This is a genomic window from Pantoea sp. EEL5, assembly GCF_049892805.1.
In the GTDB taxonomy this organism is placed as follows: domain Bacteria; phylum Pseudomonadota; class Gammaproteobacteria; order Enterobacterales; family Enterobacteriaceae; genus Pantoea; species Pantoea ananatis.
This window is the reverse complement of record NZ_JBNDNJ010000001.1, coordinates 801,674-827,532: the sequence shown is the minus strand read 5'-3', so window position 1 is coordinate 827,532 and position 25,859 is coordinate 801,674. Positions and strand designations below refer to the sequence as shown.

Below are 25,859 nucleotides of genomic sequence, written 5' to 3'. Positions count from 1 at the left end.
GGTTATGTATCCCAGACGAGAATAATGACATCACAGCATAATGCCCTTTTCAGTCATCTGAGCAGCGTGCTCAGCGCCGAGAGCAAAACCCCGCTCTATAAACGTTTCGTGCAGGTCATTAAAGACGCCGTGCGCGACGGCGTGCTGCGTCACGAAGAGGTGTTGCCCAGCGAGCGCGAATTTTCACACTCTCTGGGGATTTCCCGCATCACGGTGCGTAAAGCGATGGATGCGCTCTCTCAGGAAGGGATTGTTCATCGCTCGCGTGGCTATGGCACGCAGATTTGTCGCGCACTGGAATACTCACTGAAAGAGCCGCAGGGATTTTCACAGCAGGTCGTATTACGGGGTAAAAAGCCCGATACGGAATGGCTGCAAAAACATCGTATCCGTTGCGAAGATGACATTGCGCAGAAGCTGCAGCTGCCCCCGGACAGTGAGGTCTATTTGCTGAAGCGCCTGCGTTATGTCGATCAACAGGCCGTGTCCGTGGAAACGTCCTGGGTGCCGTGCGATTTGATCAACGATGCCAGCGACATCGGTATTTCGCTGTACGACTATTTTCGCCGCCACCAGATCCAGCCGGTGAAAACGCAAAGTCGCGTCAGTGCGCAAATGCCGGATGCGGAATTACAGCGCCTCATTGCCCTGCCCGAGCGGATTCCCGTACTGGTGATTAAGCAGTTGGCGCTGGATGCGCGCGATCGTCCTCTGGAATACAGCATCAGCTACTGTCGCAGTGATTTGTACGTGTTTATTGCCGAGTAAGGCACTGCTGCCAGTGGCGAATCAGCGCTGCACGGTCGGGGGCGGTATCGCCTCCACGCTGCGCAACCACGAATGATGCGACGGCATTTCCCAGCGCCACTGCGTTATCAAGTGGCCAGCCAGATGCGAGCGCAGCCAGTAATCCGCCCGTGTGGCTGTCACCGGCCCCAATCGTATCGACCACCGCCGTCTTGAATGCTGCGATCCAGCCGTACTGTCCGTGATGGCTGAAGCCTGCGCCTTCGCTATCCAGCCTGACCACCAGCGGGCTGGCAAAATGTTTTGCCCACTGGGTAATCAGCGCCTGCGCGTTAAAAGACCCGTCCTGCTGCAAACGCTGGTGCCAGACGTGTTCGGCTTCCTGGCGATTAAGCGTAATCAACGGCTGCAGCGCCATCACGCGCTGCCAGTGATCCGGCGCGATCGCAGGCAGACGCGGCCCAAAATCGATTGCCAGCCGCGGCCTGTTTGCCAGCCCTTCCAGCCAGGACAGCAGTGTTTCCGCATTCTTGCCGATGAGCTGATAACCCGACAGATACAGCCAGCCTTCTGCGTGAAGCGGAACAGAGGCCAGCATCGCCTCATCCCACTGGTTCTCCACCCCGGCCACCGACAGGAACGTGCGTTCTCCGTCGGGTTCAACCAGCGCCAGGCACCAGCCATTGTCGCCCTTGTGGGTTTCCGTGACGCTGGTCAGGCCACAGGCCGCAAGCTTTTGCCGGAGTAGCTCAGCCCAGACGCCCTGGCCGAGCGGTAATGCAGAAACGGCATCCATACCTAAGCGGTGCAGCGCCAGCGCCACGTTCAACGCACAGCCTCCCACGCTGATACTTTGCTGCTGCAGCGCGCTGTCGCCGCCGCGCTGGGGAAGCTGCTCGGCGCGGGCGATGACATCCACGACGGCGGCGCCCAGTACGACGATCGGGGCCCGGTTGCCTAATGTTGCCACGCTCTGGGAATCAACCATGCGCCGCCTCCCGCTTGAGGCGAAAAGCGGTAAACGCCCGGCCGTAGCTTTCAAAGTCCAGTTTATTTACGCTATCCAGCTGCTGTCGGAGCGCAGGGTCAATGGCATCAATACCGTTAAGCGCACCACAAATGGCAACCGCCATCGCACCAATGGTGTCCGTGTCGCCGCCCAGATTGGCGCAAAGAATGGCGCAGCGGTTGGGATCGGTTCCTGCCAGTTCAACCATCGCGATGGCGGCGGGCACGGACTCGATGGTGCTGGTGCCTGTTCCCACCAGGGCATAGATGTTCTCCATAGTGGATTCAACACCGCGCCCCTGTTCAACGACCGAAAACGCCAGCTCAAGGCGCGCAGACATGGCCGCACTAAAGGTGGTTATCTGCCGCTCCTGCGCCGCACGCGCGACGGCAGGCAGCGCGTCACGAATCTGTCTCCAGCCTGCGCCCTCTATCGCCCGGGAAACGGCCCAGGCAATCACGGTTGCCCCGGCAATCGCGACGTCGGCCTTGTGGGTGGGGCTGGAAGCCAACGCAACCGCATCAATAAAACCGTGCAAATCTCGCGCGGGTAACAGGCAGCCCAGCGGGGCAATACGCATCGCCGCCCCATTAGTCAGGCCGTTGTTTTCCAGCGCGCTGATCGGCTGGCCGGCCTGTAGTGCGCGCAGCGCGATTTTTGATGTGGGCCCCAGAACATTTTTATTAAACGCGTCGAACCCTTCTGCCCAGCGCAGGATGTTAAGACCAATGGTTTCAGCGACGATCTCTCCGTCATGACGGATGATGGCATCGGCCAGCGCCAGCGCCATCGATGTATCGTCGGTGAACTCGGCGCGGCCGAAATAGCAGGCGGCGTTATTCTCTGCCGGGCCGGGCAGAAAACGATCAATCCAGCCAAAATGTGCTTTCACGCGGCTTCGCGGCCAGAGTTCTGACGGCATGCCCATGGCATCGCCAAGCGCCTGACCATAAAATGCGCCGGTGATCCTTTGTTGTACGGTAATCATCTTCTCTTCCTTATTTTTGGCTTTCCGTCGCGGCGGCAGGCTCAACCACGTTAAGCTCATCGCTGCGTTTTTTCGTATCGCGGAACAGCAGAATAAACGCCACGGTAATCAATATGATCATCACGCTGCCAAACAGCCACATTCCCGCCCAGTTGAACGTCAGGCCGTTGCGCGGTTGACCATAGGCAAACATCTCCTGCATCAGATAGCCCCCCAGGCGATAACCTAACAGGCTGCCGATTCCCTGACAGGCCAGGGTAATTAATCCCTGCGCCGCATTGCGCATGCTCACAGGGGATTTTTTATCGACGTAGATGTAGGCAGTAATAAAGTAAAAGTCATAGCTGACGCCGTGCAGCAGAATGCCCATAAATAACAGGCCATAGGTGAGCAGGTTCTGATCGCTGCCAAAAACAAAAAACAGATAACGCAGCGCGGCCGTCACCAGGCCGAGCAGCAAGACCTTGCCGATACCAAAACGTTTGATAAAGAACGGCAGCGCCAGTAAAAACAGAATTTCGGACATCTGCCCTAACGTCATCCAGCCCGTGGCGTGCGCCAGGCCCACTTCGGTCAGGAAGCCCTCGGCAAAGATGTAATAGAACGCCAGCGGCATACTGAACAGGAAGGAACAGACAAAAAAGACCAGGAAGCTGCGATCTTTTAACAGATGCAGGGCATCCAGGCCCAGCGCGGTTCGCACACTAAAGGCGCCGGTACTTTTAGGCTCCGTGGCGGGCAGCATAAAGGCGAATATACCCAGCAGCAGCGAGCTGGCGGCGGTAATCAGCAGCGGCACATTGCTGGCGGAGATGTCGCCAAAGCCCAGTAACGACGGCAGAAAACCGCAGACGATACCGGATGCGATCCAGCCGAGCGTGCCCAGCACGCGGATGCGCGGATAATCACGCTCCACGTCTGCTACATGCGAAAACGCAATGCTGTTGGTGAGGGCAATCGTGGGCATATAGGTCAGCGCATACAGCAGCAACAGGGGAAAGAAACCGCTGAAGTGCGTTTGCTGCGCCGCGAAGTACATCAGCCCGGCGCCCACGATCATCAGCACACCCAGCACTTTCTGGGCCTGAAAAAAGCGGTCTGCCAGCGATCCCACCAGAATGGGCGACAGAATGGCGGCGATGGAGGTACAGGCATAGCACCACGCAATCTCGACGGGCGTGAAACCATTTTTGCTAAGGAAGGCCCAGAGCGGGACAAACCACGCGCCCCAGATAAACCATTCCACAAACATCATCAATGACAGGCTGGCCGTTTTCGTTTTCATTATGGTGTGTTCCCCGGTGTTGGTAAGGCCAATCTAACACCACAAACATAACCTTTATAATACCTTTGGGTGGAATTTTGAGCTACCTCCCATTCTCGGTGAGAACGGTTTTATGCGCGCCACGGGAAACGGTGGCGTCTTCTGTCTGGTCTCATCCGACCGCCGGATGCGAGACGTTGAGCACTTAATGCTCTGGAAAGGCAGCGCGTCTTTGCAGGCGGTTCGTGCTTAAAAACACGCCACCGGCCTCAGGCTTTGAGCTTTGGGCTTTGGGCTTTGAGCTTTGGGCTTTGGGGTTCGGGCTTCGGGCTTCGGGCTTCGGGCTTCGGGCCGCAGGCAACCACAATGCGGCCCGCACGGCATCCTCTAACAACGTATGCAGTTCCTGGCCGAGAAAACTCACCCGTTGAGTATTTTCCCTCCGGACAGGCTGCTGCCACAAATAACGCATCTCAAGCATTTCATGTAGCGTGGTATGAAATGGGGCCCGCGCAGCAACACGCCACCAGGCTGTAAGGCGGCGGAATTCGCTCGCCTTCAGGCTCATTCTCCAGACGCGTCTCTGATCAATGCAGCCGCGCTGCTCATTTCTGGACATCCTTCTTTTCGCTTTGCTGACATACAGATTCTTGTGCATTTATTACACTGCGCGCTGAGAATGAACGTTCATTACAGGGTAATTCATGAAAACTTTTCAGCGCACTATGATCGTCGGGCTGGTCGTGATGATCGCGGGCTGCGATCAAAACAGTCCTCCCGCCGATGCCAACATGACCACCGAAGTCGGGATAAAAACGTTGCAAAGCGCATCGGTGACACTGGACAGCCAGCTTGCCGGGCGCGTCACCGGCAGTATGACGTCTGATGTCAGGCCGCAGGTGGATGGGATCATTCAGAAACGTCTGTTCACCGAAGGCGATGAGGTGAAAGCCGGACAGGTGCTGTATCAGATCGATCCGGCCAGCTATCAGGCCAGCTACGATCAGGCCGTCGCACAACTTAAGAATGCGCAGGCTCTGGTGAAGAGCAGCAAACTGAAAGCCGAACGCTATGCCGCACTGGTGAAAGATAACGGCGTTTCACGTCAGGATGCGGATGATGCGCAGGCAACGTATCAACAGAACGTTGCTTCCGTGGATCAGTACCGTGCTGCCGTCGAAAGTGCGCGCATCAACCTGAATTACACCCAAATCAAAGCGCCGATTAGCGGTCGCATTGGGATTTCATCGGTTACGCCTGGCGCGCTGGTGACCGCCAGCCAGACCACCGCGCTGGCGACGATTCGCGCACTGGATCCCATCTATGTCGATCTCACGCAATCCAGCGTGCAATTGCTCAAACTGAGACGCCAACAGGCTTCACTGCAGCAGAACAAAGATGACGTGCCCGTGACGGTGAAACTGGAAGATGGTACGACCTACGATCATCCCGGCAAGCTGGAACTGACCGAGGTCTCGGTGGATGAGGCGACGGGCACTGTGACGCTGCGTGCGATTTTCCCCAATCCCCAACATGAACTGTTGCCGGGCATGTACGTGCGCGCCAGCGTCACCAACGGCGTGAAAAGCGATGCCATTTTGGCGCCTCAGCAAGGCATCACCCGTGATGCGAAAGGCAATGCTACCGCGCTGGTGGTCGATAAAGAGAACAAAGTCGAAAGTCGCGACGTAGTGACCGACCGCGTAATGGGCAATAACTGGCTGATTACTTCCGGCCTAAACCAGGGTGACAAGCTGATTGTTGAAGGCACCGCAAAAGTTCAGGCGGGCATGCAGGTGAAAGCGGTAGACGTCTCTTCGGGCGATAACGCTCCGACCAGCGAGGGTCACTGATATGTTGGCGCAGTTCTTTATCCGTCGGCCGGTCTTTGCCTGGGTGATCGCCCTTTGCATCATGCTGTTCGGTATCCTGAGTATTCGCAGCCTGCCCGTGGCGCAGTATCCCGATGTGGCACCGCCACAAATCAGTGTTCAGGCCACCTATACGGGCGCATCGGCGGAAACGCTGGAAAGCAGCGTGACCCAGGTTATTGAGCAACAGCTCACCGGACTGGATGGACTGCTCTATTTCAGTTCGACCAGTACCGCATCCACCGGTCAGGTGAAAATCAATGTCACGTTTAAACAGGGCACCGATCCCGATATTGCTCAGGTCCAGGTGCAGAATAAGGTGCAGCAGGCCGAGAGCCGCTTGCCGAGCGCCGTGACCTCACAGGGCGTGACCGTGCAGAAAGCCCAGAGCGACTTTCTGCTGATTTTGGCGGTGTACGATAAGAGCAATAAAAGCAGCGCTTCCGATGTCGCCGACTATATGGTCAGCAACATGGAAGACACGCTGGCGCGCGTGACAGGCGTCGGTAACGTACAGGTTTTTGGCGCCGAGTACGCGATGCGTATCTGGCTCGATCCCAGCAAGCTGGCGTCGTATTCGCTGATGCCTTCTGATGTCACCACCGCTCTTGAGAGTCAAAATACCCAGGTGTCTTCCGGGCAGTTGGGCGCGCAACCGTCCAGCAACACACAACAACTGGTGGCGACGGTACGTTCGCGTTCACGCCTGCAAACCCCTGAGCAGTTCCGCAACATTGTGCTGAAAAGCCAGGCCGATGGTTCTGTGGTCCGTCTGAGCGATGTCGCACGCGTAGAAATGGGCGATGAAGACTACAGTGCCAATGTCATGGCGAACGGCCATCCGGCATCCGGTATGGCTATCCAACTGGCATCTGGCGCTAATGCACTCTCCACCGCCGAAAAGGTGAAATCCACCATTGACGAATTCCGGAGCAGCATGCCGGCGGGCTATGAAATAGCCTATCCGCTCGACAGCACTGACTTCGTTAAAATCTCGATTGAAGAAGTGGTGAAAACGCTGGTCGAAGCGGTCATTTTAGTGGTGATTGTGATGTTTGTGTTCCTGCAAAACATCCGCACCACGCTGATTCCCACGATTGCAGTTCCGGTCGTTCTCCTGGGCACCTTTGGTGTGCTGTCTTTCTTTGGTTATTCGATTAACACGCTTACCATGTTCGGCATGGTGCTCGCCATTGGCTTGCTCGTCGATGATGCCATCGTCGTGGTTGAAAACGTCGAACGCGTGATGCGCGAAGAGGGATTACCCCCGCGAGAAGCAACCGAGAAATCGATGAGGGAGATTACTGGTGCGTTGGTTGGCATCGCGCTGGTGCTCTCTGCCGTGTTCCTGCCGATGACCTTCTTTAGCGGTTCAACAGGCGTGATTTACCGTCAGTTCTCTATCACCATCGTCTCTTCCATGGTGCTGTCGGTGATTGTGGCGCTGACGCTGACGCCCGCCCTCTGTGCCACCTTGCTTAAACCGCACAATCACGACAGCGGTCGCAACGGTTTCTTTGGCTGGTTTAACCAGCGCTATGAAAACGTGCAGGCACGCTATCAACGTGGCGTAGGGAAGGTCATGCACCGTTCCGTGCGCTATCTGCTGCTGTACGGCGTGCTGTTGATCGGCTGTGCCGTACTCTATATGCGCCTGCCAACCGGCTTTCTGCCGACCGAAGATCAGGGTTACATCATGGTGCAGTATCAGTTGGCACCGGGCGCGACGGAAAATCGCACCCGTGAAGTCCGTCGTCAGGTCCAGCAGTATTTTGCCACCCAGGAGAAAGATAACGTTAACGTTAGCATGCTGGTAGACGGCTTCAGTTTTGCCGGTAACGGACAGAATGCGGGTGTCGGCTTTATCGCGCTTAAGAACTGGCGTGACCGTAAAGGCAGTGAGAACAGTGCTGATGCGATTGCAGGCCGCGCCATGGCGGCGCTGTCGCGGATTCGTGATGCCCAGATCTTTGTGCTGTCGCCGCCCGCCGTCTCCGGGCTGGGTCAATCCAACGGCTTCACGTTTGAGCTGCAAGCGCGTGGTGCTACCGCACGCGATCAACTGCTGAAAATGCGCGATCAGCTGATTGCAAAAGCGAATCAGGATACGGAACTCAGCGCTGTACGTGCCAACTCGCTGCCGGACCTGCCGCAGCTGGATGTCAGTATCGATGATGCGAAAGCACAGTCACTGGGCCTGACCATCAGCGACATCAATAATACGCTCAGCGCAGCCATTGGCGGCAGTTATGTCAATGACTTCTCCGACCGCGGCCGCGTGAAGAAAGTCTATATGCAGGGCGATCAATCGTTCCGCAGCAAGCCAGAGGATATTGATCAATGGTATGTCCGCGGAACAGACAGCAGCAATAACACCACTATGGTGCCCTTCTCGTCCTTTGCCTCGTCGAAATGGTCCTATGGTCCGGATGTGCTTTCACGTTACAACGGCCTGGCATCCTATGAAATTCAGGGATCGGCCGCCGAAGGGAAAAGCTCCGGGGATGCCATCACCGCAATGGAAAAACTTGCGGCGACCTTGCCTGCGGGCACCACCTTCGCCTGGAGTGGGCTCTCTTATCAGGAAAAACTTTCCGGTAATCAGGCGCTGTCGCTGTATGGCATTTCACTGATTGTGGTGTTCCTGTGCCTGGCCGCCCTTTATGAGAGCTGGGCAGTGCCGCTTTCGGTGATGTTGGTGGTGCCATTGGGCGTCATCGGCTCACTACTGGCGATTACGCTGCGTGGCCTGGAAAATGACGTTTACTTTCAGGTTGCGCTGCTCACGATCATCGGACTTTCCTCGAAGAATGCCATTCTGATTGTGGAGTTCGCTGAAGAGCACTACCGCAAGGGCGAGAGCCTGATAAACGCGGCGGTTCATGCGGCGACGATGCGCTTGCGTCCCATCATCATGACCTCACTGGCCTTTACCGCAGGCGTACTGCCGCTGGCGATCTCCACGGGCGCGGGGGCCAACAGCCGTATCGCCATCGGTACCGGTATTATTGGCGGCACCTTAACCGCCACCCTGCTGGCTATTTTCTTTGTACCGCTGTTTTTTGTGCTGGTCCGCCGGGTCTTTCCGGCACAGCCGCATGACACGGTCCGGTCAACCGACTCAGCAGCGAAGGTGAAGGAATAATGACCATGACTGCAAAACTTTTCACCGTGTTTTTACCCTGCTTCCTTGCGGGCTGCGTGTCGCTGGATCCGCATTATGATCGTCCTGTGGATGCCGTGAAGGCGACAAACCCGACCGGGGAAGCCTACCCTAACCTGCAAGGGACTGCCGTCAATTATCGCGCTATCCGTTGGCAGGATTATGTGCTGAACAGCCAACTCAATCAGGTTGTCGGCATGGCGTTGGACAGTAGCCGCGACTTACGTGAAGCGGTGGCGAGTGTAAAATCCGCGCATGCGCAATACGCTGAGCAACGTGCCGATCTCTTCCCGTCATTGAGCGCCGGCGTCAGCGGGACGCGCTCACGTGCCCTGACGGGCGAAGGCAATCAAACGGCGCTGGGCAATTCTTACTCTGCCGAAGGCAGTGTCAGCGCATTTGAACTGGATTTATTTGGTAAGAATCAAAGCCTGTCGCGCCAGCAGTATGAAACCTACCTTGGTACGCTGGAGGGCGCGCGGAGTACGCGCCTGACGGTGCTGTATAACACCATTGATTACTGGCTTCAGTTGGCGGCGGATCGCAGCAATCTGGCCATTGCGAAAGAGACAGCTGAGAGTGCGCGGCAGTCACTGGACGTGACGCGCAAGCGCATGCAAAACGGTGTGGATTCGATGGTTGATGTGGCGTCTGCGGAAACCACCTATCAGTCTGCGCAGGCGGATGTGGCCAGCTATACTACCAGCGTGGCGCAGGATAAGAATGCGCTGGATCTGGTTGTTGGAAAACCTGTACCCGATGCGTTGCTGCCACAAAATCTTGAATCGATTGGCCATGCGTTGCGCGATGTGCCCGCAGGGATATCGTCGGATGTCCTCAATAATCGTCCTGATGTCTTGCAGGCTGAGCACAACCTGAAGGCGGCGAATGCCAACATCGGGGCAGCGCGGGCCAATTTCTTCCCCAGCATTTCACTGACCGCCAGCGGTGGCGTTGGCAGTGCCGATCTCGCCTCGCTGTTCAAAAACGGCGTGGGAATTTGGTCGTTTTCCCCCAGTATCTCGCTGCCTGTCTTCAAGGGCGGCTACAACGTGGCCTACCTGAATTACACCAAAGCGCAGAAGGAGTACTACGTGGCGGCGTACGAAAAGTCGGTGCAGACCGCTTTCCGCGAAGTCGCGGATGCCCTGGCGCGGCGCGGCACCATCAACGATCAATTGACCAGCCAGCGTAACAATGTGGCAGCCTCACAGATTTACGCGCATCTGGCCGATCTGCGTTATCAAAGCGGCGTGGATACCTGGCTGAATGCGTTAACCGCCCAGCGAACGCTCTACTCCGCCAGAACCCGTCTGGTCAGCGTGGAACAGGCGTACTACCAAAACCTAAATACATTCTACAAGGTGATGGGAGGCGGCTCGGCGCGACAAGCGTCTGAACAAACGGTAGATGTGCGTTGAACGCCCAAATGCGCAGGGATGCGCACCCGACAAACTGCGCGCAATAACATCGCGCGCTGGCCTCAATAGTGGAACAGGGCAAATCCCGATACACGGACATCAGGCCATTCTGTGTCAGAATGTGTGACGGCGATTCCCTCGCCCCGGTGCCTCGCGTACCATGCCAGAATAAGTCAATAAAAAGGGCCGCATATCGGCCTGTATTCAGGAGAGTTTTTTGAGCAAGCCTGATAATGAAACGTTCTTTAAGCAGCGGCAGCAACTGATCATTTCAGCCGCGAAGAACTGCTTCAGCCGTTCCGGTTTTCACGGTGCAAGTATGGCCGATATCAGTCGTGAATCCGGTTTAGGTGCAGGTCAGCTTTATCGCTACTTTAACAGTAAAGAAGTGATTGTCAGTGAAACCATAAAAAGTATCGCAGAAAACTGGCGGACGTTTTTGCTGCATAGTTTGGCGCACGAAACGCACACCGCCAATATTATTGATACCGACTCGCCCTTTTGGCAGAACTGGTCTCCTGAGGACCGGTGTTTATTACTGGAAATGTATTCCGAAGCCTCACGTCATGAATCAGTGCGCTCAATGCTGGCCCGCGAGGAAGCCTTATTGGTCGCAGATCTGGACAGGCTATTCAGGCAGAAAATGCCGACAGAAAGTCCACTCCAGCGCAGCAACCGTATCCAGTTTTTGCTGATGCTGGTGGATGGCGTCGCCTGTCGTGCATATGGAGATAAAAATGTGGATCAGCAGGAACTGAGCCGGATCAATGCTGTACTCGACCGTCACCTGTTTTGATGCGTTACTCAGCATCCGGTTGGTGGATGTCATGGCTAACCGCCTCAAAGAACGGCATAAAGCTGTCTTCTGTCTCGCGGCGTTTCATAAAACGGCGAATGATCATGCCGTCTATTGCCAGGGAAACCACATGCAATCGTGCATGGATGATGTTCGCCTCCAGTGCCGGATTGAGCGCCTGTTGCTCAGTGATAAAATTCTCTTTTAAAACCTGCAAGGCATCGTGAAGAATCTGACGAATACGCGCATTACGCGTGGATTCGGATGATATCTCGATGAGCAACACAATGCTTTGTTCGACTTCTGGTGACGCCAAATCCCCCGGCAGATGCGTCACTCTCCCCGCGTTCGCCATTTTCTCGAAGTCGGCTTTCAGTAACACGATCATACGCTGCACCACTTTCGTGACCAGTGCTTCAACGATCGCTTCCTTATTTTTATAATATTTATAAATCAGCCCGATGCTGACATTTGCCTGACCGGCGATACTCTGAATGGAGGTTTGATAAAACCCTTTTTGTCGCATGCAGTATTCGGCTGCATCAAGAATTTCTTCGCTGCGATTCATCAGGATACTCACAAGATAAAAGAAATGACTTTACTGTCTGTCATTACCAATAGCTATGGCAAGTGGGTAAGGCATTTCACGTCCTGTCGTATTCGGCGTGATGAAACAACCCCCTTTCCTGCGTCCGTTTGCCTGACGGTTGTCTTCCATCAGGCGAACGGGCGTTGCTCAACGAACTGCGCGTGGCTTTTCCATACGAAATCCCATGCCGATGAGTCGGCCAAAAATAAAGCGTAAAAAGGGATATTTACGGATGATGCCGGGCATTTTGCTTTTGCCTTCCCCACCCGGTTTCTTTTTACTGCTCATTTTTATTTGCAGGAACTGCGTCGCAACGGTGGGAAACTGACGGCGCTGCTGTACTTTTTTCAGATCCCTGAACGTGACCTTCCTCTTTAACAAAGGCCGGGTAAGCAGATTCGCCGTGGCCACCGCATCCTGGATGGCAAGATTAACCCCCACTCCGCCAATGGGTGACATCGCATGAGCCGCATCACCGATGCAGAGCACGCCCGGTTTTGCCCACTGATTCAACCTGTCGATACGGATTGACAGCAGTTTGAAACTCTCCCAGCTGTCAATTTCCGCCAGCCGTTCGACGCTAAAAGGGGAGACGGTGGCAATGTTGTGTTTCATCGCGTCAAGCCCACGGGCCTGGATCGCCTCAAACTGCCCTTTTTCAATCGTCAGCCCACACTGCCAGTAATCGCCCCTGTCGATCACGATAACGTTATTTCGCGGGCCAGTGTGGCCCATCCCTGACTGCGGATCCTCTGGCTGTTTGTTCAGGCGAAACCACAAAACGTCGCGTGGTGAGCCAAAATGCTGGCTCACCAGCCCGGCCTGTGCGCGAACGGCAGAGTTGCGCCCGTCTGCCCCCACCACCAGGCGGGAACGTATCTCAACGGGCTGACCCGACTGTAAGGCCAGAACACCCCGAACCTCACCCTCTTCGATGATCAACTGGCTTAACGAGGTGGATTTTAGCAGGGTGAAGCCGGGAAACTGCGCGCTCTGTTCCGCCAGAAAATTCAGGAAATCCCACTGTGGCATGAAGGCGATAAAACGGCACTGCAGCGGCAGGCGCGAGAAATCGGCCATCGTGACCTCCTCGCCCCCCATTTCCGCCTGCAGCTTTTCCGCACGCTGATGAGGAAGTTTCAGCAGATCGTCCAGCAGGCCCAGCTGATGCATGACCTCCAGCGTAGAAGGATGGATCGTGTCACCACGAAAATCGCGGAGAAAATCGGCATGTTTTTCCAGCACGACAACCTGTAAACCGGCGCGGGCCAGTAGATAGCCCAGCATCAAACCGGCCGGGCCGCCGCCGACGATACAGCAGTCAGAGATAACGTGTTCAGTGGATGGCATAGCTTACCCCTCATAATATGCGTGGTAAGTGTATGCCACTGCGGATGATTTAAGTACCGAGGAACGACAGGGATAAGCGTTGTTGTCCCGGCCAGACCAGGTGCACCAGTGCAACAGCGTGGTCATCTGGCGTTCTCTTCTTTTATCTCTACCAGCACCAGCGGACATTTTCTGACCTGGCAGGCGTGATGATAGGCCATGGAGCATACGGAGCAATAATCGGCAGAATCTGACTGATACTCGTACTCCTGAAAATAGCGAAAGCCGCCGCTGTCAGCATCGGCGCGCGCGCTGTAGAAAGCATGGTCAGCAAGCTGCTCGTCCAGCTGCATGAACGTAAGTGCGGAGGGGTTGTGATAACCCACTTTAATGCGATATGTGGTCATAGTGACGAGTATTGCTATGCAAAGCTGCATTAGCCAGACATTTTGGGTGTTGACTGTGATAGTTAAAAATTATCAAAAACGTTGCTGACCTTAGTAAACCTCAGCGTCACTAAACCTTTCCTGCGCAAATAGGCATCGGTCTTTTTTTAAGCATGAGACACCTCTTTTGCCCGCTTGTCTGCACATATTCAGGCGCCTGGCGGGCGTTAAATCCTGTTCAGCCACCCTTTCTCTGAGTGCGTAATCGCCGACATAAAAAAGCCAGGCCGCTATATTTATACTATTTAACATCACCGTGATGATTCCCTGTGAAAACGTCGCTGGAAGACAAACAAATAAAATTGTCAAAACACTTAAACAACTATCATTTAACTGTAAAGGTACACTTTAGGATAAATATAAAAAATCAACTTTAGGTACTCTACATGTTGCACAATAAGGCACCGAAAACTCTACGCAAGGTAAAAAACAGCAGACTCAATTTAACAAAGAATTGTAATAATTTAATAAACATACCGAACAGAGCGTTTAGTTTTGCACAACGATAAACCTTAACTTTTTAATAAATGACGCAGAATTTATCATTTTGTGCTGTTTTTTTATTGATCCTTTTCCCTTGAGGACGGGAATAATCCTGGGCGACCGTAAATATTCTTAATATGGAAACTGTACAAAATAATCATTTAATCATCGTAATTTTAACATTCTCAGGAAGATTACCGCTTAATGAAGCATCACAATTGTGCGTAACCGACATCAGAATTTTCTTGGTTAAAGAAGCCGATCTTTCTTTTAACCCGTTGAAGGAAAAGGAAACCCACTGTTATGATAGGTCAACTTTCTTAACAAGCGGTAGAAATCGGCTGATGAGAAGGATAACCAAAGAGGATGTTCGCTGCTCAAGTTGTAAATATTGTTGCCAACTGACGAGCAATACCCAGGAAGAGATATTGCGATGCCCAATTCAAAAGATTGCCGTATGGCCAGGCAACAATCATTTTTTGATAAAAGGCGTTTTGTCGTTGGTCGCCGGAAGATACGAAAGCCTGTTCTGCAGAGGATGTATATTTGTTGACTTTTCGATTCATAACCTCCGTTATTTTACCAGCAAAAACTGGATGGATTATCTGCGAGGGACCGGCCTTGCCATTATTATCATCAGCGATCGCCGAATGGAATCTCTGGCGTCATTTTGGCGGAGACAGGAGCCCACGATAAATACTGTGATTTATGCGGACGGTAAAATTGAGGATATTAAAAAAGCGGTTAATGCCTGTTATTACGGATTAAAAGGAGGTGAAAGGAAACGCGTCAACGCCTTGACGCTGGAAGAAGTTAAATTTTTGGACCTTGCCAATTATGGCCATTCGCTGGGTGAAATTTCCAGCGAAATGAAACTTGGCGTTAAGAAGGTTTACATCATTAAAGACGCTGTCAGAAGGAAAACTGGAATCAATCTTAATCAGTTACTTTCCAGTTAATTGATCATAAAGGAAGATAAAATGACTTATCACACCAATAAATTTAGTTTGTCTCTGATTGTGAGTGCCTTTCTGCTGTCAGGATATGCACAAGCAGATTCTGCTAATACCATTAATTTTCAGGGCGAAGTCTCTGATGAAACCTGTTCAGTTGCCATTAACGGCAATGAGAGTTCACCCGTTGTACTGCTTCCTACCGTAAGTAAAGCGGATTTAGATACCAGTGGTAAGACGGCAGGTAAAACTGACTTTACCGTCGGTCTGACAGGCTGCAGCGGTTCAGCGACCACCACCCAAATCTCAACGGTATTCGTGGGCAATAACGTGAGCGCAGCAGGTAACCTGACGAACACCGGGTCGGCTGAAAATGTTGAGATTCAGATGCTGGATACGGCGGGTACGGTAATCAACCTGACGGGGGGCTTTACCGGTAGCGGCGACTTAAGTTTATCCGCGAATGAGACTGAAAAGTCAGCGACCTATGGCGCGCAATACTTTTCAACCGGGGTGGCAACATCCGGTACGGTCGCTGCCTCCATTCAGTATGCCATAACTTACCGTTAGTTCTGTTCGGGTGCGCCACGGTTATTATGGGGCGCACGTTTTTTTGAGGAATCAAATATGGAAAACCGCTGGCTGGTGTTTGCGCTAAAATTATTTTTCATTACTTTCCTGTTCTTACTTGCAGTAAATAACGCCAGAGCGAACGTGACTATTCTGGGTAGCCGTGTCATTTACCCTGCCAGTGCCAAAACCGTTGATGTGCAGTTAAAAAACAACGGTGATATCCCCTATGTTATTCAGGCCTGGTTTGATAACGGCGATGCCAATTCTCAACCTGAGCAAAGCAGTCAAACGCCCTTTATTGTGACACCACCCGTTTTTCGTATACAGCCCAAGACGGGCCAAATTGCACGAATTATATTCAACGGTAGCCTGCCTCTCCCTCAGGATCGGGAGTCTGTCTTTTGGTTTAACACATTGCAGATCCCCCCTGCGAATCTGAAAAATGAAAATAATCAAAATGCCATGATGGTCATGTTACGAAACCGCCTTAAAATCTTTTACCGTCCTGTTTCAGTGGGAAACCCGAATAACATATTAAAGAATATCTCGCTTAAATTCGTTCACGATAATCATAAAGGGCTAGGCATTGAAATCAATAACCCTCAACCCTGGCATGCTTCATTACTCGACATTTCATTTAAGGTGGCAAATCAAGACCTGCATTCCGATGCTGATATGATTCCGCCTTTTAGCAAAAAAACCTTTTGGTTCAGTGCGGATAAAAAACGTTTACAGGGCGTAAACATTGTCTCCGTTGCTGCAGTTAACGACCAGGGAGCCAGAATAAGTGAAAACTATAAGGTTGAAATTAATTAACTCAAAATTAATTGCATTCACCATTTCGATTTCCTTTTCTCAGCATGCTTACTGCGAAGATTATTATTTTGACTCAAGCCTGTTTAAAGGCTCGGCATTTGGACAGAACATTGAACAATTTAATCAGAACGCCACGCCTGCTGGCAATTATCTGGTCGATATTTATCTCAATAATAAACGGGTTACATCCGGTGTCAAAATCGCGTTTATCCAGTCTGACCTCCAACAGGATGCGGAACCTTGCCTTCCGTCAAAGGTTGTTGCCTTGCTGCAGCTAAAAGTGCCACCCACGCCTGAACCTGAAGAGCAGTGTCATCCACTGGGTTACTGGTCATCAGACAGTCATTGGCAATTTGATCCGGCATCACTGCAATTACAGCTCACGATCCCAAACTCAAGCCTCGATAAGAAGCCGAGAGGTTACATCCCTACATCTGAATGGGAAGAAGGTATTAGTGCAGTATTTTTACGGCACAACACCAATTACACCTGGACCGAAAACCGTACGTCTGATTATCGCTATCAATATTTATGGAGTGGGATCACCGCGGGTACCAATCTGATGAAGTGGCAGTTCCGTCATCAGGGTAATGCGCGCTATCTCAATGACAGTGCAGGCGGCAGTCGATACCGTTACAACACCGTGAAAAGCTGGGTACAACGCCCGCTGGAACAGCTTAACAGCATACTGTCTTTAGGTGACAATGCCACCGACAGTTCCCTGTTTGGCAGCCTGGCTTTTAACGGGATTAAATTGTCTACCGACCCACGGATGTGGCCACAAGGCAGGCGGGGTTATGCCCCTGAAGTCAGGGGCGTGGCAACCTCCAGCGCGCGGGTTGTCATTAAACAACTGGATAAAGTGATCTATGAAACCACAGTGCCACCAGGCCCTTTTGTCATTGATGACTTGTACAACACGCGCAATCAGGGTGACCTCGCTGTTGAGGTCATTGAAGCTAACGGTAAGCGTTCGACCTTTACCGTTCCTTATGCTTCCGTTCCAGACTCTGTGCGCCCGGGCAACTGGCAGTACTCGCTGGCGCTGGGACGGGTTCGCCAATATTACCGTGTCAATAACACCTTTTTTGAGGGCATTCTGCAACGGGGCATCAGTAATCGCCTGACGGCGACGGCGGGTACCCGGCAGGCAAACGATTATCAGGCGTGGCTGTTAGGTGGCGTGCTGGCAACAGAGATCGGCGCACTGGGAATGAACAGCACCTTTTCACATGCGCGGGTTGAACAGAACAAAACAGCGTCAGGCTGGCGCGCGGAGATCAACTACAGCAAGACGTTTGACACAGGCACCAACCTGGTTCTGGCTGCCTACCGGTATTCAACGAGTGGGTTCCGTGATTTGCAGGATGTTCTGGGCGTGAGACGTCAGCAAGACGCAGGCATTCAGTATTATTCTGATTCATTAAATCAGCGTAACCGTTTGACTGCCACACTGAGTCAGTCCATGGACAGATTCGGTTTGATCAGTTTGAGTGCCAGTACTGCTGATTATTACAATAACCAGTCGCGCATCACGCAATTGCAACTTGGCTATAGCAACACCTGGAAAACTATCAGCTACGGTATCAACATAGGTCGTCAGCGTACGGTCTGGTATAACAACCGCTATGATTCAGGTTTTTCCCTACAGCAGGATGACAGCCGCCAGCAAAAATACACCGAAAATACCTTTTCACTCAACGTATCCATTCCGCTTGACTGGGGTAAAAGCCTCTCGTCAGTCGCTTATAACGTTAACCAGTCCAGTCAAAATCGCAACACATCCCTGTCGCTGTCGGGAACGGCAGGCGATAACCGTGACTTATCTTATTCACTCTACTCTGGCCTCGATCAGAACCGGGATGGGCAGCGCAATCGTGCCCTGAGTTTCGGTGGCAATCTGCAACAAAATACCCGACTGGGTGCGGTACGCGCCAGTTATGGGCAGGCCGAGAGTTATCGCCAGGTCGGATTAGGCTCGTCAGGCACCCTGGTTGTGCATCGCGGTGGGGTGACGGTGGGCCCCTATACCAGTGATACGTTTGCGTTAATAAAAGCCGAGGGCGCGCAAGGCGCGACAGTGCGTAATGGTCAGGGTGCTGTTGTGGATGCGTTCGGCTATGCCATCTTACCTTCTCTGACCTCCTATCGTGAAAACACCGTCAGTCTGGACACGCTTAACATGCAGGCTGATGCGGAACTGAGCGGTGGAAGTCAACGCGTGGTGCCTTATGCCGGTGCGGTGGTGCAGGTGCATTTCGCCACGCTCAAAGGCAAAGCGGTCCTCATCAATCTGAAGACAGCCAACGGTGAGATGCCGCCCATGGGCGCTGAGGTCCGTGACGCAGAGAATACGGTAATCGGCGTGGTTGGCCAGGGGGGGCAGCTATATGCGCGCGTGCCTCATGACTCGGGGGTGCTGCGCGTAAGCTGGAATAACAACGGGCCGCAGCGCTGCCGGGTTAATTATCAGATTACCGGCCAGTTTGACAGCCAAATCATCCACCTCGACAGCCTGTGTAGCAAGGAGTGATGCAGTGTCTTTACATCGATCTTTTTTCTTCATCGCAATGCTGTGCGCAACGCCGCTGCCGCTGCTGGCAAACTGCAGCAAGGTAACGAGCGCATCTTCACTTTCAACGGAGGCGAAGGAGGCAGGTTATACGGCAAGTTCGTGGTCAGGTGCCTGCGATACCTGCTCAGGCAATGTGGGCCTGCCGTCGATCATCAGCATCAACTCGGGTAATACATTTCAACCCTCAGGTACGCTGCTGGCGAGTTCAGTGGGTAATTTTCTGACAGCATCCACTAACAAAGCCTACACGCCGAATCAGATTCTTTATCGGTGCGCGCAGGCCGATGCCGATAAGCTGTATGAAATGTACGCCACTAACGGTGATTCACCTTTTGCCGGGAAAAACAGCACCAGCGAAGTCGACGGTGCTTATTATGACTATGTGAAAAATGTTGCCGTTCGCCTGACTAATCTTGCCACAGGAGAATATTACAGCCGTTACTGGAAGAGCCGTAAACTTACCGCTGATGACTGGTATTCCGATGGACAGTATATTTATATCCCCGCCAGCGCTTTCAGTAATGTGCTTTATGAGATGTTTAAAATTGACTCTACCAGCTATTACGTAAACAGCGCTAATCGTTACGTCGATGGCCATGCACAACCACGGGGATATATCGCTTTTAAAGGACCAGGGTTAGATACAAATAACCTTGATGAAGGCAAAGACAGTAGCACTGTCTGGAATGGATTTTACAACAACTGGCCTGGCGGCTGGAGCACATATAAAAACGTCACCTATGTCCGCGGTGCAATCTGTGAAGTGAAAGATTACCCTTCCGTCGTATTGCTTCCTACCGTCAGCACCGCCACGCTGGCCGCAGGCGGTAGCAGCCAGGCGCCCTTTTCTGTCGCGCTTCAGTGCGAATCGGGCGCGATTTCCAGCATCAACGCGTCAACCAGCAGCGCAGCGAATGTCGCCATGGGCTTTCTGGTCAATCAACCCAATGCCGTGGCAAAGGCGAACAGCCTTGGCCTGACGACCAGCGGCGGCGGCTTAACCTGGCTACTGGACACCCGGTATGGCAATAGCGACGTTGCGTCAGGAGTGGGAATTAAAATCTACAACAGCAATGGAACAGCCATGAATTTATTACCGGATTTTACCAGCACCGGCTCAGGAAACAGTCGTGGATGGTATGCCTATAAAGACTTAACCTCACTGGTTTCCTCAAGTCATGGTGAAACCTATCAAGGAGACTTCACCGCCTCGCTTGAAGCCATTCCCGGACAGATCACTACTGCAGGAACCGTCAATGCTCAGTTACAGGTCGTTGTTAGTTTTCAGTAGATTCATGCTGCTGTTGATGTTTATGCTACCGGGCGTCAATCAGGCCGCCGTGAATATCGATAAAACACGGATTGTTTTTAACGCTGGGGACACTGCACAATCCGTCAACCTGATAAACAAGGCAGAAAGCCCTGCCATTGTGCAAATCTGGACGGATGAAGGTGATATCCATCTGTCGCCCGATAAAAGTAAAACACCTGTGATGGCTATGCCGCCGATATTTAACATGCAGCCCGGCGAAGTCCGTTCGGTGAAACTGATGCTGACCACACGTTCTGCGCTCGCCCCGGATAAAGAAACCTTATACTGGCTAAACCTTTATCAGATACCGGCGATCAAAAAATCCGATGGTCAGAACCCACGGAAGCTGATATTGCCACTGCGCCTGCGTTTGAAAGTGTTCGTACGGCCAACAGGGTTAAGAGCGCCTCAGCCAGAGGATGCAAAGAAGCTGAACTTTATCCTAAAGGGACAAGAGCTAAAAATAACAAATCCAACGCCCTGGTATATGAGCCTGAATGCGAAAGTGGATAATGCTGTGCTGAGGGATATTATGGTGCAACCGCATTCTTATGTTCTGCTTTCCCCTTCCACATCGCTTAATCCTGGCTCCATCGTGTCCTATGAAGTCATTAATCAGAATGGTAATGCTGAGAAGTATCACGGTACGCTTCTCGATACCGTCGTTCACTAGCTGAATGGAGCATATTCGGAACAGTGGATAAAATGCCCTCGCGCTGGAGTGTAGTAAATCTTCAATAAGGCGTTGAACATTGATGCCTCATCAATGATCTTCTGTTCAGACAGTAGAAAATTAACGCTTTCTGCTTTCGGCATTGTGAGAAGATGCAACATGACATATCAGATAACAGAAACAGAAACAGAAACAGAAACAGAAACAGAAACAGAAACAGAAACAGAAACAGAAACAGAAACAGAAACAGAAACAGATAAATTATAAAACACGCAGAGTTAGCAGCCAAAAAAAAAAATTCAAAACACTATTTTTTCTTAGGCGATATTATATCAGCATTATAAACCCATTGTTTCAAGCCAAACAAAAATGAGAAGCCATAGAAAGATTATTTATAAAAATCCATTGAATTTATTTTTTATTTTCATGACGAGCTTACATTAGCTCCATTAAGTAAAAAATCGATAAAAGGAGGACGGCTTACCCCTTCCTCCTGAGATATTTTCAAGACAGATTTCGCGCTACCGCATCATATACATGAGTCCAGTTGATTCCACGCAATCCATTTTTTTCATCATCTGGATGTAAAACCTGATGGATACCTTTGTCTTGAAGGGGCGCGCCACCGTCTATCGTGCTCTGGTTAGGAAACAAGGCAACTGTCGGTGTCTTTACCGCGATAGCAAGATGTAAAGGGCCTGTATCTCCAACAATTAACGTCGTGAAACCACTTATTTTCTCAGCCAGTTGTATCAAATTTGTACTTCCTGCAACGTTGATCACCCTGTCACTTTGCGATTCCATTCCCTCAATGATGCGTTGATTTAGGGCTTTTTCTCCAGGAGCACCGATGAGTTCAATAACCAAATCGCTATACTCATTAATTAATTTACTGATTAACAGTGAGAAAGCAGATTCAGGCCAGCATCTTTCTGTACTGGATGCCCCAGCATGTATGCCAATAACTGTCTTATCATAGCGCTGAGGTTTATAGGGTGCGGGAATAAACATTGATTCAGACTTTACCATAATGCCTACTGATTCAAGCATTTCAGTTTTTTGGCGAATAAAGTGGATATTCCCTTTTTTTCTGTTATCGTAAAACGAAGACAAGCATGTTTTCAGAATAAAGTCTTTTCTGCCCTGATAATCAGTATAATAAACATCTTTAAAAATATAACGAGAACCTGCTAACGAAGCGGTAAGGATATCATAAGGCGTTCGCGAATGAAGGATGAACGTTGCCTCAACCTGATTTTTTCTTAATGATTTTATCAAAGAGAGCATACCTGAAACTTTTCCTCCCCAATATAAAACCTCATCAAAAATATTACTCCCTTCTACCAGGGGATGATTTCTCTTTAAGATGACCAGCGTAATTTTGGCATTTGGCCAGCGTTCTTTTATTGCACGAATAGAAGGCGTGTTAAATAAAAAATCACCCAAGGCCGTATTTGAAATAATAGCAATGCTTTTAAGATTATCATTTTCAGAAAAACGGGCAATTTTTCTTACGCGATAGCCGGTTACTTTCCACATGGAAAGAAATAATTTTGCAGCGAATTGTTTTGTGATTTTACTCATTTAAATTGTCCCGACTCAAGCCTTAACATCCTAAGGGTCTAACCATAAATAGCATTGCCGATGCAATTAATCTGCCAGACGCATCTTATGCACATTAACATTACGCCATCACTCAGGCCACAGTATATATTATAAATTATCCGGGACGAAGAAGTCGTTTACTCTGTTTAGATACACACTATGATGGTGAGACCATGACGCACTGTTCGGGTTCAGTCTTGTTCATTTTTAATCATTTTTCTTCGTTAAAAACAAAACCGTCAATGTCAAACCAATATCATCCTCCGGCCTGCTTCGCCAGAATACAGGGTTTGCCTGAGTCCTTTGTTCACTTTTTGCTCACCGCCACGTTACTGATGCAGCAAACTTCGGATGATATACAAAGAATATGTTGAAAACGTCAGAAATCATACCGACCTTTTTTGGCCAATTCAGAAAGCTCCGCATTTCGTGGGCAACGTTCACTTTTCGAAAAGTCTTACAAGGCTAATGGATTTAATACATAGAAATAAATCGATCACGCTTCACCTCCCTAGACGTCAAAATACCAAGATGATCGTGGAAAAGACTGGACGATTGTAGCCGCCTGAGCAGCATGTTTTACAATCAGTTTTGGGGAGGATTCGGGGAAAGGATTGGAGAAAAGAAAAGCCAGCATAAATTGAGATCTATGCTGGCTGGATCAGGCAAGGCTGGTGTTACATATTCGCGATAATCGCGTCACCAAACTCTGAGCATTTCAGCAGTTTAGCGCCATCCATCAGACGTTCGAAGTCATAGGTCACGGTCTTGGCAGCGATTGCGCCTTCCATGCCTTTAACAATCAGGTCTGCGGCTTCGAACCATTCCATATGACGCAGCATCATTTCAGCTGACAGGATGACGGAACCTGGGTTCACTTTATCCTGACCCGCATACTTCGGTGCTGTACCGTGGGTTGCTTCGAACAGGGCACATTCGTCACCGATGTTTGCGCCTGGTGCGATACCAATTCCGCCAACCTGCGCCGCAAGGGCGTCGGAGATGTAGTCGCCGTTCAGGTTCATACAGGCAATAACGTCGTATTCAGCCGGACGCAGCAGGATTTGCTGCAGGAAGGCATCCGCGATCACGTCTTTCACAACGATCTCTTTGCCGGTGTTTGGATTTTTAAACTTCATCCATGGACCACCATCGATCAGCTCGCCGCCGAACTCTTCTTTCACTAACTGGTAACCCCAGTCTTTGAATGAGCCTTCGGTGAACTTCATGATGTTGCCTTTGTGAACCAGAGTCAGTGAATCACGATCGTTAGTGATGGTGTATTCCACTGCCGCACGCACCAGGCGCTTGGTCCCCTCTTCCGAACAAGGCTTAACGCCGATGCCGCAGTTCTGTGGGAAGCGAATTTTCTTCACGCCCATTTCTTCGCGCAGGAATTTGATCACTTTGTCGGCTTCTGCCGTGCCCGCTTTCCACTCGATACCGGCATAGATATCTTCTGAGTTTTCACGGAAGATCACCATATCGGTATCTTCAGGACGTTTAACCGGGCTTGGTGTGCCGGTGTAGTAACGAACCGGACGCAGACAAACGTACAGATCAAGTTCCTGACGCAGCGCAACGTTCAGAGAACGGATGCCGCCGCCGACTGGCGTGGTCAGTGGACCTTTAATCGCTACGCGGTATTCTTTGATTAAATCGAGGGTTTCTTGCGGCAGCCAGACATCCTGACCGTAGAGTTCAACCGATTTTTCGCCGGTATAAATCTCCATCCAGGAGATTTTACGCTCGCCGTTGTAGGCTTTTTTCACAGCGGCATCAACCACTTTCAGCATCACTGGTGAAACATCAACACCGATACCATCCCCTTCGATATAAGGGATAACCGGGTTGTTTGGCACAACCAGTTTGCCTTGATTCAGGGTGATTTTCTGACCTTCCGCCGGAACAACTACTTTGCTTTCCATTAACCTCTCCTTCGAGCGATTTTTTGTTAATGATTTGTAAGATGCGCGTCAATACTACTTGAATATTGACGCCACGCCAATCACCGCAATTTCGCGTTATAATGCGCTGAATGTTTCAGACTGCAAAGCTTATGCGAAAAACTAATCAGACTTCTCAACCAAATAAACGATTCAGCCGACAAACTCGCCACGCACAACGTAAAGCGATAGCGCCGCCTGCCGTCAGGCGCGTGCTCCTGTTCAATAAACCCTTTGATGTGTTACCGCAGTTTACGGACGAAGCCGGCCGCCGGACGCTTAAAGATTTTATTGATGTGAGCGAGGTTTATGCCGCGGGTCGTCTTGACCGCGACAGTGAAGGACTGATGGTGCTGACCAACGATGGAGCCTTGCAGGCCGCGCTCACCCAGCCCGGCAAGCGTACCGGCAAGATTTATTATGTTCAGGTTGAAGGCGCGCCAGAAGAGCGCGATCTGCAGCCCCTACGGGATGGGGTTAATCTGAAAGACGGCCTTACTCTGCCAGCCGGTATCGAAAAAGTAGCAGAACCCGAATGGTTGTGGGCACGTCAGCCGCCCATTCGTGAGCGAAAAGCGATACCCACGCAGTGGCTGAAAATCACCCTGTATGAAGGACGCAACCGCCAGGTCAGACGCATGACCGCCCATATTGGCTTCCCGACATTGCGCCTGGTGCGCTATGCGATGGGTGACTTTGAGCTGGATAATCTGGCCCCCGGCGAATGGCGGGATATCAGCACCTTAGTCTGAATGCTGTTATCATTTCCATAACTTCAAGTTAACAATTCCGGAGGATCGATGTTTAAACCGCATGTCACCGTGGCGTGCCTGGTACAGGCACAGGGAAAACTTCTGGTCGTGGAAGAACAGGTGAACGGTGTGGCAACCTGGAACCAGCCCGCCGGTCATCTTGAAGCCGACGAAACGCTTCATGAAGCCGCGCAGCGTGAACTGATTGAAGAGACCGGTATTGACGCCGCGGTGCAGTATTTTATTGGAATCAACCAGTGGATAGCCCCCGATAATACGCCTTTTGTGCGGTTTCTGTTTGGTCTGGATCTGGATGCGCCACTGCCCACCGCTCCGCAGGACAGCGACATTGACCGCTGCTGGTGGCTGCCGCCAGAGCAGATACTGACGGCATCTAACCTGCGTTCGCCGCTGGTGGCAGAAAGCGTACGTCGATGGCAACAGGGGGTTCGCTACCCGTTAGACCTGATTAGCCCGTTCAACTGGCCGTTTCATGCAGGTGCGCACCCGACTTCAGCGTGATAGAATGCGCCGCCTGTTTTATTGTT

22 protein-coding genes are annotated in these 25,859 nt (G+C 51.5%); 13 read left to right on the top strand and 9 right to left on the bottom strand.

The window, feature by feature from the left end:
* Positions 1-24: 24 nt before the first annotated feature.
* On the top strand, positions 25-768 hold the full coding sequence (locus tag ACPXSQ_RS03995; protein ID WP_014593467.1) for a GntR family transcriptional regulator: 744 nt from the start codon (positions 25-27) through the stop codon (positions 766-768).
* Here ACPXSQ_RS03995 and ACPXSQ_RS03990 read toward each other — a convergent pair.
* From ACPXSQ_RS03990 to ACPXSQ_RS03975, 4 genes are all read right to left on the bottom strand, one after another.
* The gene (locus tag ACPXSQ_RS03990; RefSeq protein WP_014593466.1) at positions 755-1,735 is read right to left on the bottom strand and encodes a PfkB family carbohydrate kinase; all 981 of its coding nucleotides are present in this window, start codon (positions 1,733-1,735) and stop codon (positions 755-757) included. The genes ACPXSQ_RS03995 and ACPXSQ_RS03990 overlap by 14 nt on opposite strands.
* A complete protein-coding gene (locus ACPXSQ_RS03985; RefSeq protein WP_022623587.1) occupies positions 1,728-2,744 on the bottom strand; it encodes an ADP-ribosylglycohydrolase family protein in 1,017 nt (338 codons plus the stop codon). The genes ACPXSQ_RS03990 and ACPXSQ_RS03985 overlap by 8 nt, the downstream gene beginning before the upstream one ends.
* A 10-nt stretch (positions 2,745-2,754) precedes the next feature.
* Complete coding sequence (locus tag ACPXSQ_RS03980) at positions 2,755-4,029, bottom strand: nucleoside permease (protein WP_014593464.1); 1,275 nt, start codon at positions 4,027-4,029, stop codon at positions 2,755-2,757.
* A gap of 184 nt (positions 4,030-4,213) precedes the next feature.
* Positions 4,214-4,666 (bottom strand): hypothetical protein, encoded by a 453-nt coding sequence (locus ACPXSQ_RS03975; protein ID WP_426142854.1) that lies wholly within the window; start codon positions 4,664-4,666, stop codon positions 4,214-4,216.
* A 46-nt stretch (positions 4,667-4,712) separates the two neighbouring features.
* Between ACPXSQ_RS03975 and ACPXSQ_RS03970 the strand changes: the two genes are divergently transcribed.
* The 4 genes from ACPXSQ_RS03970 (at position 4,713) to ACPXSQ_RS03955 (ending at position 11,259) form a co-directional block, all read left to right on the top strand.
* Positions 4,713-5,861, top strand: coding sequence for an efflux RND transporter periplasmic adaptor subunit (locus tag ACPXSQ_RS03970; RefSeq protein ID WP_116197376.1), 1,149 nt, complete (start codon positions 4,713-4,715; stop codon positions 5,859-5,861).
* Between the two features lies 1 nt (position 5,862).
* Positions 5,863-9,024, top strand: a complete 3,162-nt coding sequence (locus ACPXSQ_RS03965) for an efflux RND transporter permease subunit (RefSeq protein WP_426142852.1) — start codon at positions 5,863-5,865, stop codon at positions 9,022-9,024.
* Positions 9,024-10,463, top strand: coding sequence for an efflux transporter outer membrane subunit (locus ACPXSQ_RS03960; RefSeq protein WP_128392179.1), 1,440 nt, complete (start codon positions 9,024-9,026; stop codon positions 10,461-10,463). Before ACPXSQ_RS03965 ends, ACPXSQ_RS03960 begins: the two co-directional genes overlap by 1 nt.
* 217 nt (positions 10,464-10,680) lie before the next feature.
* The gene (locus ACPXSQ_RS03955; protein WP_145031720.1) at positions 10,681-11,259 is read left to right on the top strand and encodes a TetR/AcrR family transcriptional regulator; all 579 of its coding nucleotides are present in this window, start codon (positions 10,681-10,683) and stop codon (positions 11,257-11,259) included.
* A 4-nt stretch (positions 11,260-11,263) separates the two neighbouring features.
* On the opposite strand, the gene ACPXSQ_RS03950 is transcribed toward ACPXSQ_RS03955, so the two are convergent.
* The 3 genes from ACPXSQ_RS03950 to ACPXSQ_RS03940 form a co-directional block, all read right to left on the bottom strand.
* Entirely contained in the window at positions 11,264-11,827 is a 564-nt protein-coding gene (locus ACPXSQ_RS03950; protein WP_426142848.1) for a TetR/AcrR family transcriptional regulator, read from the bottom strand.
* Positions 11,828-11,995: 168 nt separating this feature from the next.
* On the bottom strand, positions 11,996-13,198 hold the full coding sequence (locus tag ACPXSQ_RS03945) for an FAD-dependent oxidoreductase (RefSeq protein WP_116197378.1): 1,203 nt from the start codon (positions 13,196-13,198) through the stop codon (positions 11,996-11,998).
* Positions 13,199-13,320: 122 nt separating this feature from the next.
* The gene (locus tag ACPXSQ_RS03940) at positions 13,321-13,584 is read right to left on the bottom strand and encodes a hypothetical protein (protein ID WP_019105685.1); all 264 of its coding nucleotides are present in this window, start codon (positions 13,582-13,584) and stop codon (positions 13,321-13,323) included.
* 659 nt (positions 13,585-14,243) lie between these two features.
* Between ACPXSQ_RS03940 and ACPXSQ_RS03935 the strand changes: the two genes are divergently transcribed.
* The 6 genes from ACPXSQ_RS03935 to ACPXSQ_RS03910 are packed head-to-tail and all read left to right on the top strand — an operon-like array spanning position 14,244 to position 21,008.
* Positions 14,244-15,065, top strand: coding sequence for a hypothetical protein (locus ACPXSQ_RS03935; RefSeq protein ID WP_015700536.1), 822 nt, complete (start codon positions 14,244-14,246; stop codon positions 15,063-15,065).
* 21 nt (positions 15,066-15,086) lie between these two features.
* On the top strand, positions 15,087-15,629 hold the full coding sequence (locus tag ACPXSQ_RS03930; protein WP_014593456.1) for a fimbrial protein: 543 nt from the start codon (positions 15,087-15,089) through the stop codon (positions 15,627-15,629).
* Positions 15,630-15,686: 57 nt separating this feature from the next.
* A complete protein-coding gene (locus ACPXSQ_RS03925; RefSeq protein WP_013025406.1) occupies positions 15,687-16,448 on the top strand; it encodes a fimbria/pilus periplasmic chaperone in 762 nt (253 codons plus the stop codon).
* The gene (locus ACPXSQ_RS03920; protein WP_013025405.1) at positions 16,420-18,981 is read left to right on the top strand and encodes a fimbrial outer membrane usher protein; all 2,562 of its coding nucleotides are present in this window, start codon (positions 16,420-16,422) and stop codon (positions 18,979-18,981) included. Before ACPXSQ_RS03925 ends, ACPXSQ_RS03920 begins: the two co-directional genes overlap by 29 nt.
* 37 nt (positions 18,982-19,018) lie before the next feature.
* Positions 19,019-20,314 carry a fimbrial usher protein StbD gene (gene stbD / locus ACPXSQ_RS03915; protein WP_029571410.1) on the top strand — a complete coding sequence of 432 codons (1,296 nt, stop codon included), beginning with the start codon at positions 19,019-19,021 and terminating at the stop codon, positions 20,312-20,314.
* On the top strand, positions 20,280-21,008 hold the full coding sequence (locus ACPXSQ_RS03910) for a fimbrial assembly chaperone (RefSeq protein ID WP_019105689.1): 729 nt from the start codon (positions 20,280-20,282) through the stop codon (positions 21,006-21,008). Before stbD ends, ACPXSQ_RS03910 begins: the two co-directional genes overlap by 35 nt.
* A 504-nt stretch (positions 21,009-21,512) precedes the next feature.
* Here the strand turns inward: ACPXSQ_RS03910 and ACPXSQ_RS03905 are convergent.
* Positions 21,513-22,592, bottom strand: coding sequence for a glycosyltransferase family 9 protein (locus ACPXSQ_RS03905; protein ID WP_019105691.1), 1,080 nt, complete (start codon positions 22,590-22,592; stop codon positions 21,513-21,515).
* Positions 22,593-23,290: 698 nt separating this feature from the next.
* Positions 23,291-24,541: an NADP-dependent isocitrate dehydrogenase gene (icd, locus tag ACPXSQ_RS03900; protein WP_013025401.1), complete on the bottom strand. Its 1,251-nt coding sequence runs from the start codon at positions 24,539-24,541 to the stop codon at positions 23,291-23,293.
* A gap of 110 nt (positions 24,542-24,651) precedes the next feature.
* On the opposite strand from icd, the gene rluE reads away from it, so the two are divergent.
* Together rluE and ACPXSQ_RS03890 are read left to right on the top strand one after the other, a co-directional pair.
* Positions 24,652-25,311, top strand: a complete 660-nt coding sequence (rluE, locus tag ACPXSQ_RS03895) for a 23S rRNA pseudouridine(2457) synthase RluE (RefSeq protein WP_014593450.1) — start codon at positions 24,652-24,654, stop codon at positions 25,309-25,311.
* 48 nt (positions 25,312-25,359) lie between these two features.
* Complete coding sequence (locus tag ACPXSQ_RS03890; protein ID WP_013025399.1) at positions 25,360-25,833, top strand: NUDIX domain-containing protein; 474 nt, start codon at positions 25,360-25,362, stop codon at positions 25,831-25,833.
* Positions 25,834-25,859 lie beyond the last annotated feature (26 nt).